The sequence below is a fragment of the Bacillus sp. FJAT-50079 genome, from assembly GCF_018343515.1.
Taxonomy (GTDB): Bacteria; Bacillota; Bacilli; order Bacillales; family Bacillaceae_C; genus Lederbergia.
Map to the genome: position 1 here is coordinate 119,282 of NZ_JAGYPD010000009.1, position 16,578 is coordinate 135,859.

14 protein-coding genes and 1 rRNA gene are annotated in these 16,578 nt (G+C 40.5%); 13 read left to right on the plus strand and 2 right to left on the minus strand.

The window, feature by feature from the left end; all coding sequences use genetic code 11:
* Positions 1–37 precede the first annotated feature (37 nt).
* The 10 genes from KHA95_RS21445 (at position 38) to KHA95_RS21490 (ending at position 11,944) form a co-directional block, all read left to right on the plus strand.
* On the plus strand, positions 38–2,440 hold the full coding sequence (locus KHA95_RS21445; RefSeq protein ID WP_213139611.1) for a heavy metal translocating P-type ATPase: 2,403 nt from the start codon (positions 38–40) through the stop codon (positions 2,438–2,440).
* Positions 2,441–2,550: 110 nt separating this feature from the next.
* Complete coding sequence (locus tag KHA95_RS21450; RefSeq protein WP_213139612.1) at positions 2,551–2,991, plus strand: DUF2521 family protein; 441 nt, start codon at positions 2,551–2,553, stop codon at positions 2,989–2,991.
* A 222-nt stretch (positions 2,992–3,213) separates the two neighbouring features.
* Entirely contained in the window at positions 3,214–4,368 is a 1,155-nt protein-coding gene (locus KHA95_RS21455) for a glycoside hydrolase family 88/105 protein (protein ID WP_213139613.1), read from the plus strand.
* A gap of 40 nt (positions 4,369–4,408) precedes the next feature.
* Positions 4,409–4,915, plus strand: a complete 507-nt coding sequence (locus KHA95_RS21460) for a TRAP transporter small permease (RefSeq protein WP_213139614.1) — start codon at positions 4,409–4,411, stop codon at positions 4,913–4,915.
* Positions 4,912–6,198, plus strand: a complete 1,287-nt coding sequence (locus tag KHA95_RS21465) for a TRAP transporter large permease (protein WP_349305511.1) — start codon at positions 4,912–4,914, stop codon at positions 6,196–6,198. The genes KHA95_RS21460 and KHA95_RS21465 overlap by 4 nt, the downstream gene beginning before the upstream one ends.
* 60 nt (positions 6,199–6,258) lie before the next feature.
* Positions 6,259–7,305, plus strand: coding sequence for a TRAP transporter substrate-binding protein (locus KHA95_RS21470; protein ID WP_249317166.1), 1,047 nt, complete (start codon positions 6,259–6,261; stop codon positions 7,303–7,305).
* Between the two features lie 164 nt (positions 7,306–7,469).
* The gene (locus tag KHA95_RS21475) at positions 7,470–9,209 is read left to right on the plus strand and encodes a sensor histidine kinase (protein ID WP_213139615.1); all 1,740 of its coding nucleotides are present in this window, start codon (positions 7,470–7,472) and stop codon (positions 9,207–9,209) included.
* A 26-nt stretch (positions 9,210–9,235) separates the two neighbouring features.
* Positions 9,236–9,979, plus strand: coding sequence for a response regulator transcription factor (locus KHA95_RS21480; RefSeq protein WP_213139616.1), 744 nt, complete (start codon positions 9,236–9,238; stop codon positions 9,977–9,979).
* An 86-nt stretch (positions 9,980–10,065) separates the two neighbouring features.
* Entirely contained in the window at positions 10,066–10,776 is a 711-nt protein-coding gene (gene cwlD / locus KHA95_RS21485) for an N-acetylmuramoyl-L-alanine amidase CwlD (RefSeq protein ID WP_213139617.1), read from the plus strand.
* Positions 10,777–10,882: 106 nt separating this feature from the next.
* The gene (locus KHA95_RS21490; protein ID WP_213139618.1) at positions 10,883–11,944 is read left to right on the plus strand and encodes a P-loop NTPase; all 1,062 of its coding nucleotides are present in this window, start codon (positions 10,883–10,885) and stop codon (positions 11,942–11,944) included.
* 139 nt (positions 11,945–12,083) lie between these two features.
* Here KHA95_RS21490 and gerD read toward each other — a convergent pair whose 3' ends face one another.
* Positions 12,084–12,692 (minus strand): spore germination lipoprotein GerD, encoded by a 609-nt coding sequence (gene gerD, locus KHA95_RS21495; RefSeq protein ID WP_213139619.1) that lies wholly within the window; start codon positions 12,690–12,692, stop codon positions 12,084–12,086.
* Positions 12,693–12,845: 153 nt separating this feature from the next.
* Between gerD and KHA95_RS21500 the strand changes: the two genes are divergently transcribed.
* Entirely contained in the window at positions 12,846–13,532 is a 687-nt protein-coding gene (locus KHA95_RS21500) for a KinB-signaling pathway activation protein (protein ID WP_213139620.1), read from the plus strand.
* A 15-nt stretch (positions 13,533–13,547) separates the two neighbouring features.
* On the opposite strand, the gene KHA95_RS21505 is transcribed toward KHA95_RS21500, so the two are convergent.
* On the minus strand, positions 13,548–14,297 hold the full coding sequence (locus KHA95_RS21505; RefSeq protein WP_213139621.1) for a polysaccharide deacetylase family protein: 750 nt from the start codon (positions 14,295–14,297) through the stop codon (positions 13,548–13,550).
* Positions 14,298–14,436: 139 nt separating this feature from the next.
* Here KHA95_RS21505 and KHA95_RS21510 point away from each other — a divergent pair, with 139 nt between their 5' ends.
* Both KHA95_RS21510 and KHA95_RS21515 read left to right on the plus strand, forming a co-directional pair.
* Positions 14,437–14,652 (plus strand): hypothetical protein, encoded by a 216-nt coding sequence (locus KHA95_RS21510; RefSeq protein WP_213139622.1) that lies wholly within the window; start codon positions 14,437–14,439, stop codon positions 14,650–14,652.
* Between the two features lie 339 nt (positions 14,653–14,991).
* A 16S ribosomal RNA gene (locus KHA95_RS21515) occupies positions 14,992–16,543 on the plus strand.
* Positions 16,544–16,578: the final 35 nt, after the last annotated feature.

The window sequence follows — 16,578 nt, forward strand, 5'->3', positions numbered from 1 at the left end:
ATAGATACACCCCTATGTTGTATAAGGAGTTTTTAAAATGAGCGAAAGTACATTTAAAATAAAAGGAATGACATGTGCAGCTTGCTCCAATCGTGTTGAAAAAGGATTAAGTCGAATGGAAGGCGTGGAGAAAGCTGCCGTTAATTTAGCGCTTGAGCAAGCATCGGTTACATTTGATGAATCTAAAATTAAAATTGGTGATATTGAACAAAAAGTAAAAGATCTTGGCTATGATGTCGTAACGGAAAAAGTAGAATTAATGTTGGCTGGGATGACATGTGCGGCGTGTTCGACAAGAATCGAAAAGGTTCTTAATAAAATGGATGGTGTATCTGCTGCGTCTGTCAATCTTGCATTGGAAAAAGCGACGATTGAATACAATCCATCGCTTATATCTACAAAGGATATGACAGATAAGGTAGAAGCGATCGGCTATGGAGCAATTGTAAAAAATGATGAAGAATCAGGTCAAACCGTCGATCATCGCCTTCAAGAAATAGAAAAGCAAAAAAGGAAATTTATACTTTCCCTCCTTTTATCTTTCCCACTTTTATGGACAATGGTTGCACATTTTAGTTTTACGTCCTTTATTTATGTGCCGCAAGGATTAATGAATCCGTGGCTGCAAATGGCACTCGCAACTCCTGTGCAATTTTATATTGGGAAACAATTTTATGTCGGGGCATATAAAGCATTAAAAAATAAAAGTGCCAATATGGATGTCCTCGTTGCCCTTGGAACGTCAGCCGCCTATTTTTATAGTGTGTATTTGGCAATCATGTCTATCGGCAAGGAAACAAGTTTTATTCACTTATATTTTGAAACGAGCGCCGTGCTGATTACATTGATTATTCTGGGAAAACTATTTGAAGCGAAGGCGAAAGGGAGATCGTCTGAGGCGATTAAAAAACTAATTGGCTTACAAGCAAAGACAGCAACGGCAATTCGCAATCGAATGGAAATAGAAATTCCACTTGAAGAAGTCGTTGTCGGAGATGTGTTGATCGTTAAGCCAGGAGAAAAGATCCCTGTCGACGGTGTAATGATCGAGGGTGAATCGGCTTTGGATGAATCAATGATTACGGGAGAAAGTGTGCCCGTTGACAAAAAAGCTGGGGATAACCTGATTGGAGCTACGATTAATAAAAATGGTTTTATAAAAATGGAAGCGATCAAGATTGGCAAGGATACAGCATTGGCACAAATTATTAAAGTCGTTGAAGATGCCCAAGGATCAAAGGCGCCAATTCAGCGCATGGCCGATTTGATTTCTGGAATTTTCGTGCCGATTGTTGTTGGTATTGCCCTTGTGACATTTCTGATTTGGTATGTTTGGGCAGATCCAGGGAATTTCGCCTCGGCGTTAGAAAAACTAATTGCTGTTCTTGTTATCGCATGCCCATGTGCACTAGGATTGGCAACGCCAACGTCGATTATGGCAGGTTCGGGACGTGCAGCGGAACACGGGATATTATTTAAAGGTGGCGAACATCTAGAAACGACGCATGAAATTGATACGATCGTTTTAGATAAAACGGGAACGATCACGAATGGTGAACCAGTGTTAACAGATGTTGTTGCTGCGATGCATGAACGAGAATTTTTGTCATTAGTAGGCTCCGCAGAAAACCGCTCGGAGCATCCGCTTGCACAAGCGATCGTTGCCGGGATCAATGAGAAAAATATTGTTCTTCACGAAGCTGCATCATTTGAGGCGATTCCAGGATTCGGCATTCAGGCAGTTGTCAGTGGTAGAAAGATTTTAATTGGAACAAGGCGTTTAATGAAGCAACAAAACGTAGATTTCGAAGAAGTAATGGAGCAAATGAGTACGTTTGAAAAGCAAGGGAAAACAGCGATGCTCGTTGCTGTTGATGGAACGTACGCAGGGATGATTGCTGTCGCTGATACGATAAAGGAAACTTCCGCACAAGCGATTCAAAGATTACGTGAGATGAACCTCGAAGTCATTATGATGACGGGAGACAATAAGCAAACCGCATTAGCGATTGCAAAGGAAGCGGGCATTGACCAAGTCATTGCTGAAGTATTGCCGGAAGGAAAAGCGGATGAAGTAACAAAATTGCAGCAAGCAGGTAAAAAAGTGGCGATGGTCGGTGATGGAATTAATGATGCACCGGCCCTTGCTGTTGCCGACATCGGCATGGCAATTGGAACAGGGACAGACGTCGCGATGGAAGCCGCCGACATTACGTTGATTCGCGGTGACTTAAATAGTATTGCTGATGCACTCTTGATGAGTAAGAAAACAATCAGCAATATAAAACAAAATCTGTTCTGGGCATTTGCCTATAACACACTTGGTATACCCGTTGCAGCGTTTGGATTTTTAGCTCCATGGCTTGCTGGGGCAGCGATGGCGTTTAGCTCAGTGTCAGTCGTTTTGAATGCCTTGCGTTTACAAAAAGTAAAATTATAAGTGAACGTAAAGCTTGTCTCGGAATTCGGACAAGCTTTACCTTTTTTCCGTTCAATATGCATGACTTTCCCTTCTTCGTTAAAAGCTATATGTAGGAAGGATGGGAAAGTATGAATGTATTAGGCAATTTTGAAGAAAAAAGACGCGAAAAGCAAATTAAGAACGAACGTAAGCTTTTGCGTGATTTACCAATCAATGCATTGAAGAAAAGTGTGATTCTTTATTTTTACGCAGCAAGAATCCATTCAGGCTTGCTTGACGATGGCGTAGAGGAAGCATGTCTGGATGTTGCCATTGAAGCATACTTAACAGGAGGGGAATATAGTCGCTTTATTCAATCTGGAGAAGCTATGGAGGCGACGAAAGCGAGATGTCGCGAAGAGCTGAGTCATTTTATTGATACATTGCATCATTTCTGGCTTTATCTTGATTTTGAACAAGGGATAATGGATGAAGAGACGATTTATTCATCTTGTGAGAAGTTTGTAAATCATTGGTGGATCGAAGGATACAAAAAAGGTGCACGACTTTATAAGCTCCGTTTACATTAAATCCAGTTCATTTCAATTGAACTGGATTTTTGCTTCTTGCCCAATTAGATATGATATTACTCAATTTATCACGAAAAAACCCAAATAATGATTGGCGATAGAACTTGGAACGCTAATAAAGTGAATAACAAAATAACACAAATAAAGGACAAAATGACCATATACAAAATAATCGGAATAATCATTATAATTAATTAAAAGATCGAATGGAGGAGAAAGAGGGTGAAGGATAAAGAAATGAGCTGGTCGATAAAAATGGCTGATACCGTGTTAAGGCGTTATCTAGATTTGTCAGATAAATGGGATCATGAATATGGGATTGTTTTTAAAGGGATTGAAGATGTTTGGCACCATACAGGTGATTGTAAATATATTGATTACTTGTTATTCAATATCGGAAACCGGATTGGAGAAAATGGTGAGATTGCGGGATATGAATTGGAAGATTATAGTGTCGATCATATCAATTCGGGAAGATTGCTCTTTCCTTTATTTGAAGAAACAAAGGAGGAACGTTTTAAGAAGGCAGCATTCCTATTGCGCCAACAACTTGAAACACATCCAAGAACGAGTGATGGGATCTTCTGGCATAAACAAATTTTTCCGTATCAAGGATTTCTAGACGGTGTTTATATGGGTGATGTATTTTATGCCCAGTTCGCCAAAGTGTTTAATGATCCAGCACTATTTGATGATGTGACAAACCAAATTCTTCTATTCGCAAAACATAATAAAGACGAGAAAACGGGGCTTTTCTATCAAGGATATGACGAGAAGAGACAACAAATTTGGGCAAATGCAGATACGGGTTGTTCATCTAGTTTTTGGGGACGGGCAATCGGCTGGTATTGTGTTGGGATTGTAGATATTCTCGATTATTTACCAGAAGAACATGCAAAAAGACAGAAATTAATTGAAGTTTTATCCGGATTACTTTCAGCAATTGTTACATATCAAGAACCCGAAACGGGCGTATGGTATCAGGTGGTTGATCAAGGCGGTCGCGAGGGGAATTATTTAGAATCGTCTTCGTCTTGCATGTATGTGTATGCGCTCGCTAAGGCGATAAGACAAAGCTATGTATCGCAGCATTTTTTACCTGCATTGAAACAAGGATATAACGGAATCTTAAATACGTTTATTGATGAAGATGAGAGAGGGATTGTAAATATTCATCAAACATGCCAAACGGCTGGGCTGGGGATTACTGCCAATCGAGATGGTTCATTTGAATACTACATTAGTGAGCCGATTGTTTCCAATGATTTTAAAGGAATCGGGACGTTCATAATGGCAAGCGTTCAAGTGGAAAAATTGATTGTGCAAATGGATGACAACGAAAATGAAAGCGTAAACATAACGCTATCCAAAAATTAATATATGCTTTATTTTACTTTAGGGAGGATGTGGCTTAATTGTGGAGAAAGTAAAAAGAATCGCATTAAAAATTGATTCCGCAATCGAAGCTTTCGCCATTTTTGCGATGATCGCCATGACATTAATTGTATCAATACAAGTTGCCACGCGGAAAATCTTTCACCATGTTTTCTTTTGGTCAGAAGAAGTAACGATGCTCCTATTAATTTGGTTTTGTTTTTTAGGGATCGCCATTGGCTTTCGAGAAAAAATCCATTTAGCAATGAGCGCATTCACTAATTTATTTCCAGCATCTTGGAATAAAGTGCTAGACAAAATTATTGCATTAACGATTTTTGCATTAGGAGTATATTTCATTGTTTACGGATGGGGATTCTCTTCCATTATGCATGAAAGCACCCTTCCAGCAACAGGTTGGCCTGCTAGCACCATGTATGTGATTATGCCGATTACAGGGGTTCTAATTTGTGTTTATTCTCTATTTGAATTATTTGGGATTAATACAGTGAGGCACCAATTTATGGATGAGGAGGTGGAAGGAGAATGACGATGGCCGTGATCATTCTTTCTGTTAGCTTTGTTGGCTTGCTACTTCTTCGCTTTCCTGTTGCTGTTGTTTTAACTGTATCTTCCCTATTAACAGCGATCTATTTAGGTATTCCGCTTGCTGTTATTGGTCAGCAAATTGTCCAAGGTGTGAATTCTTATGGTCTCTTAGCTATTCCATTCTTTGTGTTAGCTGGACAGATTATGAGTACAGGGGGATTAGCAAGACGCCTTGTCAACTTTGCGCAATTATTTGTTGGTGCGATTAGGGGCGGCCTTGCTATGGTAAACTGTGTAGCTTGTATGTTATTTGGGAACATTAGCGGATCGGCGGCAGCCGACGTTGCATCCGTAGGATCTGTCATGATTCCAGCAATGAATAAAAAAGGATATGATCCAGATTTTTCTGTGGCAGTTACTTCAGCCGCAGCCATCCAAGGAGTTGTTATGCCACCAAGTCATAATATGATTTTATATGCGATTGCAGCTGGTGGTGTTTCGATTTCTAGCTTATTTTTAGCTGGAATTATCCCGTGTCTCGTTATGCTTGTTGGACTAATGTTTACTTCTTGGCTTATTGCTAGAAAAAGAGGCTATGAAAAAAGCGAGCGGGTTCCATTAAGAGATGTGCCAAAAATCATTGCTGATGGTTTCCTATCTTTAATGACAGGTGTGATTATTTTAGGGGGGATTTTCTCTGGATGGTTTACGGCAACGGAATCAGGAGCAATAGCATGTATTTATGCATTTATCCTAACATTCTTTGTCTATAAGGATGTACCGTTTCGAGAAGCAAAATTTATTTTTATTAAGACGTTTAGAACGCTAGCGATGGTCTTATTCTTAATTGCATCATCAGCAGCATTTGCATGGGTGTTGACGTATTTAAAAATTCCTCATCTATTAGCGGAATCATTAATGAATATATCGGATAATCCAATTATTATTTTGCTCATCATTAATGTTCTTCTATTAATATTGGGTGCGCCGTTAGATATGGCCCCATTGATTTTAATTATGACACCGATTCTCTTTCCAATCGTAACTTCACTTGGAGTAGATCCGATTCATTTTGGTATTATCCTCATTGTGAATCTCGGTATTGGTCTTATTACACCACCAGTCGGAACGGTTCTCTTTGTTGGTACAGCCATTGGAAAAGTGAGTATAGAAAGGGCATCAATTGCATTAATCCCCTATTTCATTGTGTTGGTGGCGGTCTTATTATTGCTCACGTATGTTCCAGCAATTTCCATGTGGTTGCCGAATTTAGTCAATGGTTAAATGCATGGATAGATCGCGTTTCTACTATAAATCTAAAAAAATTAAAGGGAGGATTTTACAATGTGGGGAAAAAAGAGATTCATAGGTTTTATGTTGCTCATGCTAGCCGCTATTTTGACCCTGGGTGCCTGTAACAATGATGGAGATGGAGGAAAAACAGAGACGGGAGATAGCGGGACAAAAAAACCTGCTGATGAAGGAAAAACGTATACATTCCGATTAGCGGAAACCCATCCGGCAGATTATCCAACAACAAAAGGAGATATTAAATTTGCCGAACTTGTTGAAGAAAGAAGCGATGGCCGAATAAAAATTGAAGTATTTCCATCGGCTCAGTTAGGAGAAGAGAAAGCGGCAATCGAGCAAGTACAGCTTGGAGCAATTGAATTTACACGGGTGAGCAGCGGACCATTGGCGGAGTTTAACAAGGAATTTGGTGTTTTCAGTCTTCCGTATATTTTTGATAATGACGATCATGTGTGGGATTATTTATTAAGCGATCATGGATTGTCATTGCTGGATAGCCTGGAAGAATCAAGAATGAAGGGGCTTGCCTATTATAGCTCCGGTTCAAGGAACTTTTACTCATCAAAACCACTAAATGGTATTGATGATTTAAAAGGAATGAAAATTCGTGTACAGCAAAATAAAATAAATATTGAATTAATGGATGCGCTTGGAGCGAGTGCAACGCCAATGGCATATGGGGAAGTTTACAGCTCCTTGCAAACAGGTGTAATCGATGCTGCTGAAAATAATCACCCAAGCTATTTTTCTAGTAAGCATTTTGAAGTTGCACCACATTATATTCTTGATGGTCACCAGCGCGTCCCTGAAGTTTTATTAATATCAAAAACAGTCTGGGATACATTAACAGAAGCTGATCAAGAAATTATCAAGCAAGCAGCGATGGATTCTATTGAATATCAACGTGGAGAATGGGATAAATATGAGAAGGAGTCTTTAGACGCCGTAATTGAAGGTGGATCAACAGTTGTAGAAGTAGAAGACCTAACACCTTGGCAGGAAGCAGTAAAGCCGGTGATTGAGGCGAATAGGGAAGAGTTTAAAGATGTCCTTGACGCAATTGATGCAGCACGCAAATAAGTATTTATATGGTAAAATAAGATAAAAGTTTAGAAGAGTCTCAATCGAGTCTCTTCTTTTCCATATAACTATGAACGAGATTGCGGGGCGGTCCATTGAAGGCTATATTGAAAAAAATAACTGATTATTTTTATCGGATAGTTCTTCTTAGGGATCGGTCCTTGATGATAAAATTGTCGGTCTTTTCGGGGATATTAATCGTTGTTCCGATGATTATTTTTACTTTTATATCATATAATCAATTTTCGCTCGTTCTTCAGCGCGAGGCGCATCAATATAATCAGCAAAGCATCGAACAAGTTCAGCATTATGTTGAAGGCTATGTACGTGATTTTGAGATCGAAACACTTAAAATTATTAACCATCCAAATGTAACCGTTTTCCTTAAGGCGGGAACAGCTGAAGAGATAGATGAAAGTACAATCGCAAATGTTAGAACGGTATTGAAAAATGCTGCCTATTCAAGATCAGATATTGTGAACTATACGCTTATTCTTGATGACATTAGAGTGATTGATTCAGCAGAAACGGATGATAGACAATCGATTATTCATCTTAAAAAGGAGTACTGGTATAGAGATGTTCCTAAAAATGGTAATCCGCTCATTGTTAGTCGATATATTTTCCGGCGCGGTCGTGAGGAACCGGTTATTTCAATTGTAAAAAGAATTATAAATCCACAGACGTTGCAGCCATTTGGTATGCTCGTTCTTGATGTCAATTATAAACGGCTGGACGATGTAGCCAATAAAGTGAGACCTGGAAATACGGGGTTTTTATATATCGTAAATGATGAAGGGCGATATATTTATCATCCAAACGCCGAGAAAATTGGTCGTGTAGCTGATGGAGCAATACTTCCATTTAAACAGCAAAACGCCAGTTTTCTAACATTTAATGAGTCCACGAAGCAGTTTCTCACATGGAGTAGAAGTGATGTTCTTAAATGGAATTTCATCACGTCCATTCCATATAGTGAGTTAATGCAAGGAGCGAATTCAATTAGAAAAATGATCTTTATTACGTCACTTATTTTTATGGTGATTGCGTATGTCATGGGAGTAGGGCTAGCAGCGAGCTGGATCAATCCCGTGAAACGACTGCACCGCTTTATAAAAAAAGTGGAAGTAGGCGATTTCTCTGGAAAAGTTCCTGTTGAATCGAAGGATGAGATTGGTATGTTGACGCATGGGTTTAATCACATGGTGGAAAGACTATCTACGTTAATGGACGAAGTATACGCATCGAGATTAAATGAAGTAGAAATGAACTTACGGCAAAAGGATACAGAGTTGAAAATGCTTCAAGCACAAATTAACCCTCATTTTTTATATAATTCATTGGATACGATTCGTGGCATGGCCCTTGAACGTGAGATGGATGATATTTCGATTATGGCTGAGTCACTTGCCAGATTATTGCGATACAACATTAAGGGTGAGTCTTCCATTGTAACGATTAAGCAAGAACTAGAAATTGGTCGGATGTATTTGCAAATCCAAAAATATCGGTTTGAAGAAAAACTCTTGTATCAATTTGATATTCCTACGTGGGCGTTGGAGAAGAAAATAGCGAAATTTACTCTTCAACCTATTTTGGAAAACTGCATCGTTCATGGACTCGAGCCACAAACTGGGCAGACAAACATTACGATTTCTGTACAAACTTTTGATGAAGAATCTTTTGTTCTTCTTATATCTGATACCGGACCAGGGATTGAAGTGGATCAACTAGAAAAAATGCGATTGGAATTAAAGCGGGATATATCCAAAAATGAAGTAAACCATATTGGGATGATGAATGTACACAAGCGAATCAAACACCTTTTCGGCGAAGACTATGGAATTTATATCGAAAGTAGCCTTAATAAAGGAACGACGGTAGGAATTAAACTGCCGTTATAAAAGCCTTATGTTTAGGGGGAGCGAATATGCATCAAATCTTATTAGTGGAAGATGAAAGATGGGTTCGCACAGCAATTAGGAAAACGGTGGAAAAGACAGGACTGCCTTTTACTGTCGTACATGAATCGAAAAATGGCGTGGATGCGTATGATTGGCTTACACAAAATAATGTGGATATCGTGCTTACCGACATTCGAATGCCGGCAATGGATGGAATCGCTTTAATGGGAGAAGTGCGGCGTCTAGAGTTGAAAACGGATGTTGTTATTATTAGCGGTCATGATGATTTTGCCTATACACAGCAAGCGATCCGTTTAGGTGCTTTTGACTATTTGCTTAAACCGGTAGAACTAGATGGGTTAAATGAAACGTTAAAAAAATGGATGGCCCAAAAAGAGAGAATCCAAGAAGAAAACCAAACAATGAATGTGGATGAGCTTTCCCCGATCGAACAAGTTATTCAATATATGAAAACATCGATCAGTGCGGACTTTTCCTTAGCGACTGCTGCTAATATGGCTCATCTTAGTCCGAGTTATTTTTGTAAGCTATTTAAAAAGCAAACGGGTACGAACTTTAGCGACTATGTCATCAGTATAAGGATGGAGGAAGCTTCGCGATTATTGGTTCATACTTCATTGCGTATATCAGAAATTGCCGATCGGCTTGGATATGCTGATTTGGCTTATTTCAGCAATAGTTTTAAAAAAGTAATGGGCGTAACGCCGAGCCAGTATCGAAAAAACGACTATAATGAAGAAATTGGTTAGAACAAACTTTTTAATAATGAAACATGTTCTAAAATTTTATCTTGTCCCATATGTTTTCATGAGCGAAACATAAAGGGGAAGATGGAATGGGTAGAAAAGCGAAATGGACATTTTTTTCAATCGGGGTAGCAGTGTTGTTCCTCCTTTTTCAATATCAATTTCACCCAAAAGATTCATTTCAAACGTGGAATCTTCCATTAACAGGAAAGATTATTTATATAGACCCGGGGCATGGTGGCCCAGATGGAGGAGCAGGGGATAAGGGGGCGCTGGAGAAAGATATTGCCTTGCATGTGTCGCAAAAACTACGCGATTTATTACAAGGGCAGGGAGCTCTCGTATTGATGACAAGAGAAACGGATACGGATTTAGCTAGCCCGGACGTCCGCGGATATAGCAAAAGGAAAACGGCTGACTTAAAGAAGCGATTGAAAATCATTAATGAATCGGAAGCGGACTTTTTTATTAGTGTACATTTAAACTCGATCCCATCACCGCGTTGGAGTGGTGCGCAAACTTTTTATGCGCCGCATCTCATTGAAAATAAACGGGCGGCTAAGTTTATTCAGGCAGAGTTAATTAGCAACCTTGAAAACACGACGAGGCAGGCGAAAACGATCGAACGTGTTTATTTGCTAAAGCATGCAAACAAACCGGGAGTTCTCGTTGAAGTTGGCTTTTTGTCGAATCCAACGGAACGCAATCAATTAAAACAAGATGAATATCAAGAGAAAATAGCTGAATCGGTTTACAAAGGAATTCTTCGCTATTTTACAGATGAGAAAACGATGGAATAAGTGATTTTTTTATGCATCCATTGAAGGGTGCTTTTCTTATGAAAAAGTTTAGATTATGGTATACTGGAAAAGAAAGCGAAACCAACATAAGGACGGTGTCATGTAATTGGTTACTGAACAACAAGCACGTGAATTGTTGAACAAACTACAAGATCCGATTTTACATAAAACGCTTGAGGAAACAAACGGTGTTCTTGAGGTGAAAGTAAAAGAGGAAAAGTCACATATTAGTGTTCGCATTGCTCTTGCAAAAACAGGTACACCTGAACAACTTCAATTGCAAATGAAAATCGTAGAACTGCTGAAGGAAGCAGGTGCTAAAACTGTCGGGATTCGATTTGCGGATTTGCCGGAAGAAGAATTGGAAAAGCACCGAGCAGCAGGCGATCTATCCGAGGATGGTAGCAATCTTTTATCGCCGAACAGTAAAACAACCTTTATTGCGATTGCAAGTGGAAAAGGAGGCGTTGGTAAATCAACTGTTTCCGTTAATTTAGCTGTTTCCCTTGCACGTTTAGGAAAAAAGGTTGGGCTGATTGACGCAGATATATATGGGTTCAGTGTTCCAGATATGATGGGGATTACTTCAAGGCCGGTTGTGAATGGTACGAAAATCAATCCTGTTGAGCGATTTGACGTCAAAGTGATTTCCATGGGCTTTTTCGTAGAAGATAATTCACCCGTCATTTGGCGTGGTCCAATGTTAGGAAAAATGCTTAATAATTTCTTTACGGAAGTAGACTGGGGAGAATTGGACTATTTACTGCTTGATTTGCCGCCAGGAACTGGTGATGTTGCCCTTGATGTACATACAATGCTTCCGAGCTGTAAAGAAATTATCGTAACGACACCACATCCAACGGCTGCCTTTGTTGCTGCGCGGGCAGGTGCAATGGCATTGCGTACGAACCATGACATTATTGGTGTTGTGGAAAATATGTCCTATTTCGAGAGTCGTTTAACGGGCGAGAAGGAATTCGTATTTGGACAAGGCGGCGGCGATAAACTTGCGGAAGAGTTAAGAACAGAAGTGCTTGGTAGGCTGCCACTTCAACAACCAGATTGGAATGAAGATGATTTTGCGCCTTCCATATATGATGCAGAACACCCGACAGGAAGAATTTATCAAGAAATATCAGAAAAAATCATTGCGACTTTAAATAAATAACATCGGAAGTGCCTAATACCTTGTTATTCGATATTAGGCACTTTCATTTTTATCACATTTATGAGGTTCCATAAGACCTTGCAAAAATAGAGAGGGGACTAAGATCTGATGCTTCGAAACTGAAGGGGACACCTTCAGTTTATTCATTACTCTCTCCGCCCCCTCCACCTTGATCTTTTTCATTGTTTTTTTCCTTTTTCTCGCTCCCGACTTCTTCAGCAGCCTTCAATAAAATATCTTGGATTTTTGCTTTAAAAAGCGGGCTTTCGATTGTATCGGTGACGACTTCCTGCATTTGCTCGCGAAATTCCTTACTTTTCAACGCTTGCGCAAATTCCTTCTGTACTTCAGGGTCCTTCAAAATATCGATCATCATCCCCTGGTACTCGGGATCCTTCATTAAATCTTTGAGCAGCTTTTCATTCTCTGTTTTCATGCTATTTGCCGTAGACTCAGCAAACTTTGGATCCTGAAACGCCTTTTTCCAAAACTCAAGCCCTTTTTCGGACGTAAGTTCCTTTTCGATCGTTTCTTTTACGACTGCTTGATCCATTACCATTTGTTGTTTAAATTTTTCATCACCTAAAATATCTTGAATGGCTTTCTTCCCCTCATCCGTCTTTAAAATATCGACTAACATCTTTTTTGTTTGTTCATAATCAAGCTTTTCACTTCCTCCTCCACTGGCATTACAAGAAGAAAGCAAGAAAATAGCGCATATTAGGAGTAAGATGCTTACCTTTTTCATAAAAAAGGCTCCTTTCGTTGAGCGATCGTTCATATGATTAATATGGGACTTTGTGAAGAATTTATGCACAATATAGCGAAGCATGGCTTTTTCGTTTTAACATTGTTACTATTATAATGGTTACGACTTTGTATTATTGGAGGAATAAAGGCAGTGACAATTCGAAATTTGATTAAGTTTTTATTTAATTCCCTCGTATTAGGTGGTCTCGTAACAGGGATTCTTGGCTTTATTATTCGTTGGAATGAATTTCAGCCTTATTTTGTGGAAGTGAAAATTGGAGCAATTTTGTCAACGTTTATTTGGCTTGTCGGTGTCGGCTTTATTTTTGCAGTTGTTAGTCAAGTTGGCTTTTTTGCATATTTATTTATTCACCAATTCGGGCTTGGGTTGTTTCGATCGATTTCTTTATGGAATGCTGTGCAGTTTCTCTTAGTGGTTGTTGTCTTATTTGACCTAGTATATTTTCGGTTTCAAAACTTTGCTGGTGAAGGAGAAAGCCTCTTACCATATATTAGTCTAGCTTTAATCATCTTAGTGGCAGGCTTAATTGTTGCCTATTTCAAGGCAAAATGGACAAATCGGACAACATTTATATCTGCTCTCTTTTTTATGGTCGTTGTCACGATCTTAGAATGGCTACCGGTTTTACGCCCTAATGAAGAAAGCTGGATTTATTTAATGATTTTTCCTTTAATCGCATGTAATGCTTATCAAATTTTAATGTTGCAAAAGTACAATCGCCTTTCAGCAGAAGATATAGAAAAACGCCAACAACGAGCTAAAAAGGAAAAAGTAGTTGGAAAAGGGAAAAAAGCAAACGCAAAAGCGAGCCATTAATAGGCTCGCTTTAATTTATGGGATTAATGTTGTTTTTACTTTCCCATTTGCAATCAGGGTAGAAACAGATATGAGCTCGGCTCTCTCCTCAAGTAATGCAATCGCCTTTGGTAAAGCTTCAACTGTTTGTATAGCTGAATCCGAAGCATGCATTAAAACAATGTCTCCTTCTTTTGCCTTCTTTATATGATCGATAATGACTTCTACACCTGGATTCTTCCAATCTTGCGAGTTAATACTCCAGTGGACAACGGTTAAGTCGGATTTTTCTGCGATTGAGAGTGTACGCTTATCAAAATGTCCTGTCGGTGAACGGAGCAATGTCACATCTTTAATATCGAGTTTCTTTAGTACATCAATACCTCGAACGATATCGCGTTTTACTTGTGCATCGTCTAATTCCGTATAATCTTCATACGCATAGCCAAGGCTACCTATTTCAAAACCCATCTCTTTAATTCGTTTCACGGTGTCCGGATGTCTTTCCGCCCACGCTCCCGATAAGAAAAATGTTGCGGATCGTACTTCTTCTTTTTCGAGTACATCAAGGATTGGATCAGCCTGAATATCACCCCAACCAATATTAAATGTTAATGCAATCCCTTTTTCTCCTTTAAAAACAGCCTTGGGTCCATCAGATGTTCCAAATACAGGTATATGAATAGATGCCTGAGTAAAAAAGAACAAAGCCGTAAAAAAAGAAATGAAGAGGATAAAGGATGCTTGTTTTAATTTACGGCCATCCACTGTTAAGAAAAACTTCATGCGCCCCCTCCTTTTTGAGCATGTCCATTTTATTCTATGCCCCTCAATCTTCGATATATGATTAAAACATTGCATTCTTTGAATTTGCCATTCAAAATGTGGAAATAGCTAATTATACGAGAACATGCGGGGTGAACACATGATCGGACTATTAATTAGTAATATAGAAAAAGAAGAAATTATTTATTTGCTTAAAAGAGAGATGGATGAAATAATCCACGATTTAAAAGATGTAAACGTAGATCCTGTTGTGAAAATGGCTATGAAGGAGCGTTATAAAACATTATTTACGCTGTTTAAGCGTGTTGCCTCCCATAATGAGTGCATAGGCTATATGCTCCATGACAAACAGTAATGGAGTCATTTAAAAAAACTTTTAAAAAAGGTGTTGACACTTTTGAGGGAACTTGTTATATTAATAAACGTCGCTGCGAACGCAGTAGACAAGATTGAAAAAAGTAAAAAAAACAAAAAAATAACTCTTGACTAAAAGGTTGTTAGTGAGTTATGATAGAAAAGTCGCCTCAAGAAGACGACGAACAAGTTTGATCTTTGAAAACTGAACGAAACGAACGTCAAATTAATTTTTAAACAATGGTTTTAACCATTGCCAGCAAGAGTAAGGATCAACGACTAAGAACGTCACATCCTGTGACAACGTCGTTGTGACTCGCATCGTGCGAGCCTAAACTTCTTTTATGAGAGTTTGATCCTGGCTCAGGACGAACGCTGGCGGCGTGCCTAATACATGCAAGTCGAGCGAATGGATGGGAGCTTGCTCCCTGAAGTTAGCGGCGGACGGGTGAGTAACACGTGGGCAACCTGCCTGTAAGACTGGGATAACTTCGGGAAACCGGAGCTAATACCGGATAATTTCTTTCCTCGCATGGGGAAAGGTTGAAAGGCGGCTTCGGCTGTCACTTACAGATGGGCCCGCGGCGCATTAGCTAGTTGGTGAGGTAACGGCTCACCAAGGCAACGATGCGTAGCCGACCTGAGAGGGTGATCGGCCACACTGGGACTGAGACACGGCCCAGACTCCTACGGGAGGCAGCAGTAGGGAATCTTCCGCAATGGACGAAAGTCTGACGGAGCAACGCCGCGTGAGTGATGAAGGTCTTCGGATCGTAAAACTCTGTTATCAGGGAAGAACAAGTATCGGAGTAACTGCCGGTACCTTGACGGTACCTGACCAGAAAGCCACGGCTAACTACGTGCCAGCAGCCGCGGTAATACGTAGGTGGCAAGCGTTGTCCGGAATTATTGGGCGTAAAGCGCGCGCAGGCGGTCTCTTAAGTCTGATGTGAAAGCCCACGGCTCAACCGTGGAGGGTCATTGGAAACTGGGAGACTTGAGTGCAGAAGAGAAGAGCGGAATTCCACGTGTAGCGGTGAAATGCGTAGAGATGTGGAGGAACACCAGTGGCGAAGGCGGCTCTTTGGTCTGTAACTGACGCTGAGGCGCGAAAGCGTGGGGAGCGAACAGGATTAGATACCCTGGTAGTCCACGCCGTAAACGATGAGTGCTAAGTGTTAGAGGGTTTCCGCCCTTTAGTGCTGCAGCAAACGCATTAAGCACTCCGCCTGGGGAGTACGGCCGCAAGGCTGAAACTCAAAGGAATTGACGGGGACCCGCACAAGCGGTGGAGCATGTGGTTTAATTCGAAGCAACGCGAAGAACCTTACCAGGTCTTGACATCCTCTGACAACCTTAGAGATAAGGCGTTCCCCTTCGGGGGACAGAGTGACAGGTGGTGCATGGTTGTCGTCAGCTCGTGTCGTGAGATGTTGGGTTAAGTCCCGCAACGAGCGCAACCCTTGATCTTAGTTGCCAGCATTTAGTTGGGCACTCTAAGGTGACTGCCGGTGACAAACCGGAGGAAGGTGGGGATGACGTCAAATCATCATGCCCCTTATGACCTGGGCTACACACGTGCTACAATGGATGGTACAAAGGGCTGCAAGACCGCGAGGTTTAGCCAATCCCATAAAACCATTCTCAGTTCGGATTGCAGGCTGCAACTCGCCTGCATGAAGCCGGAATCGCTAGTAATCGTGGATCAGCATGCCACGGTGAATACGTTCCCGGGTCTTGTACACACCGCCCGTCACACCACGAGAGTTTGTAACACCCGAAGTCGGTGGGGTAACCCTTTTGGGAGCCAGCCGCCGAAGGTGGGACAGATGATTGGGGTGAAGTCGTAACAAGGTAGCCGTATCGGAAGGTGCGGCTGGATCACCTCCTTTCTAAGGAATATTGTTGGCAGCTAGGCCAACAAAAA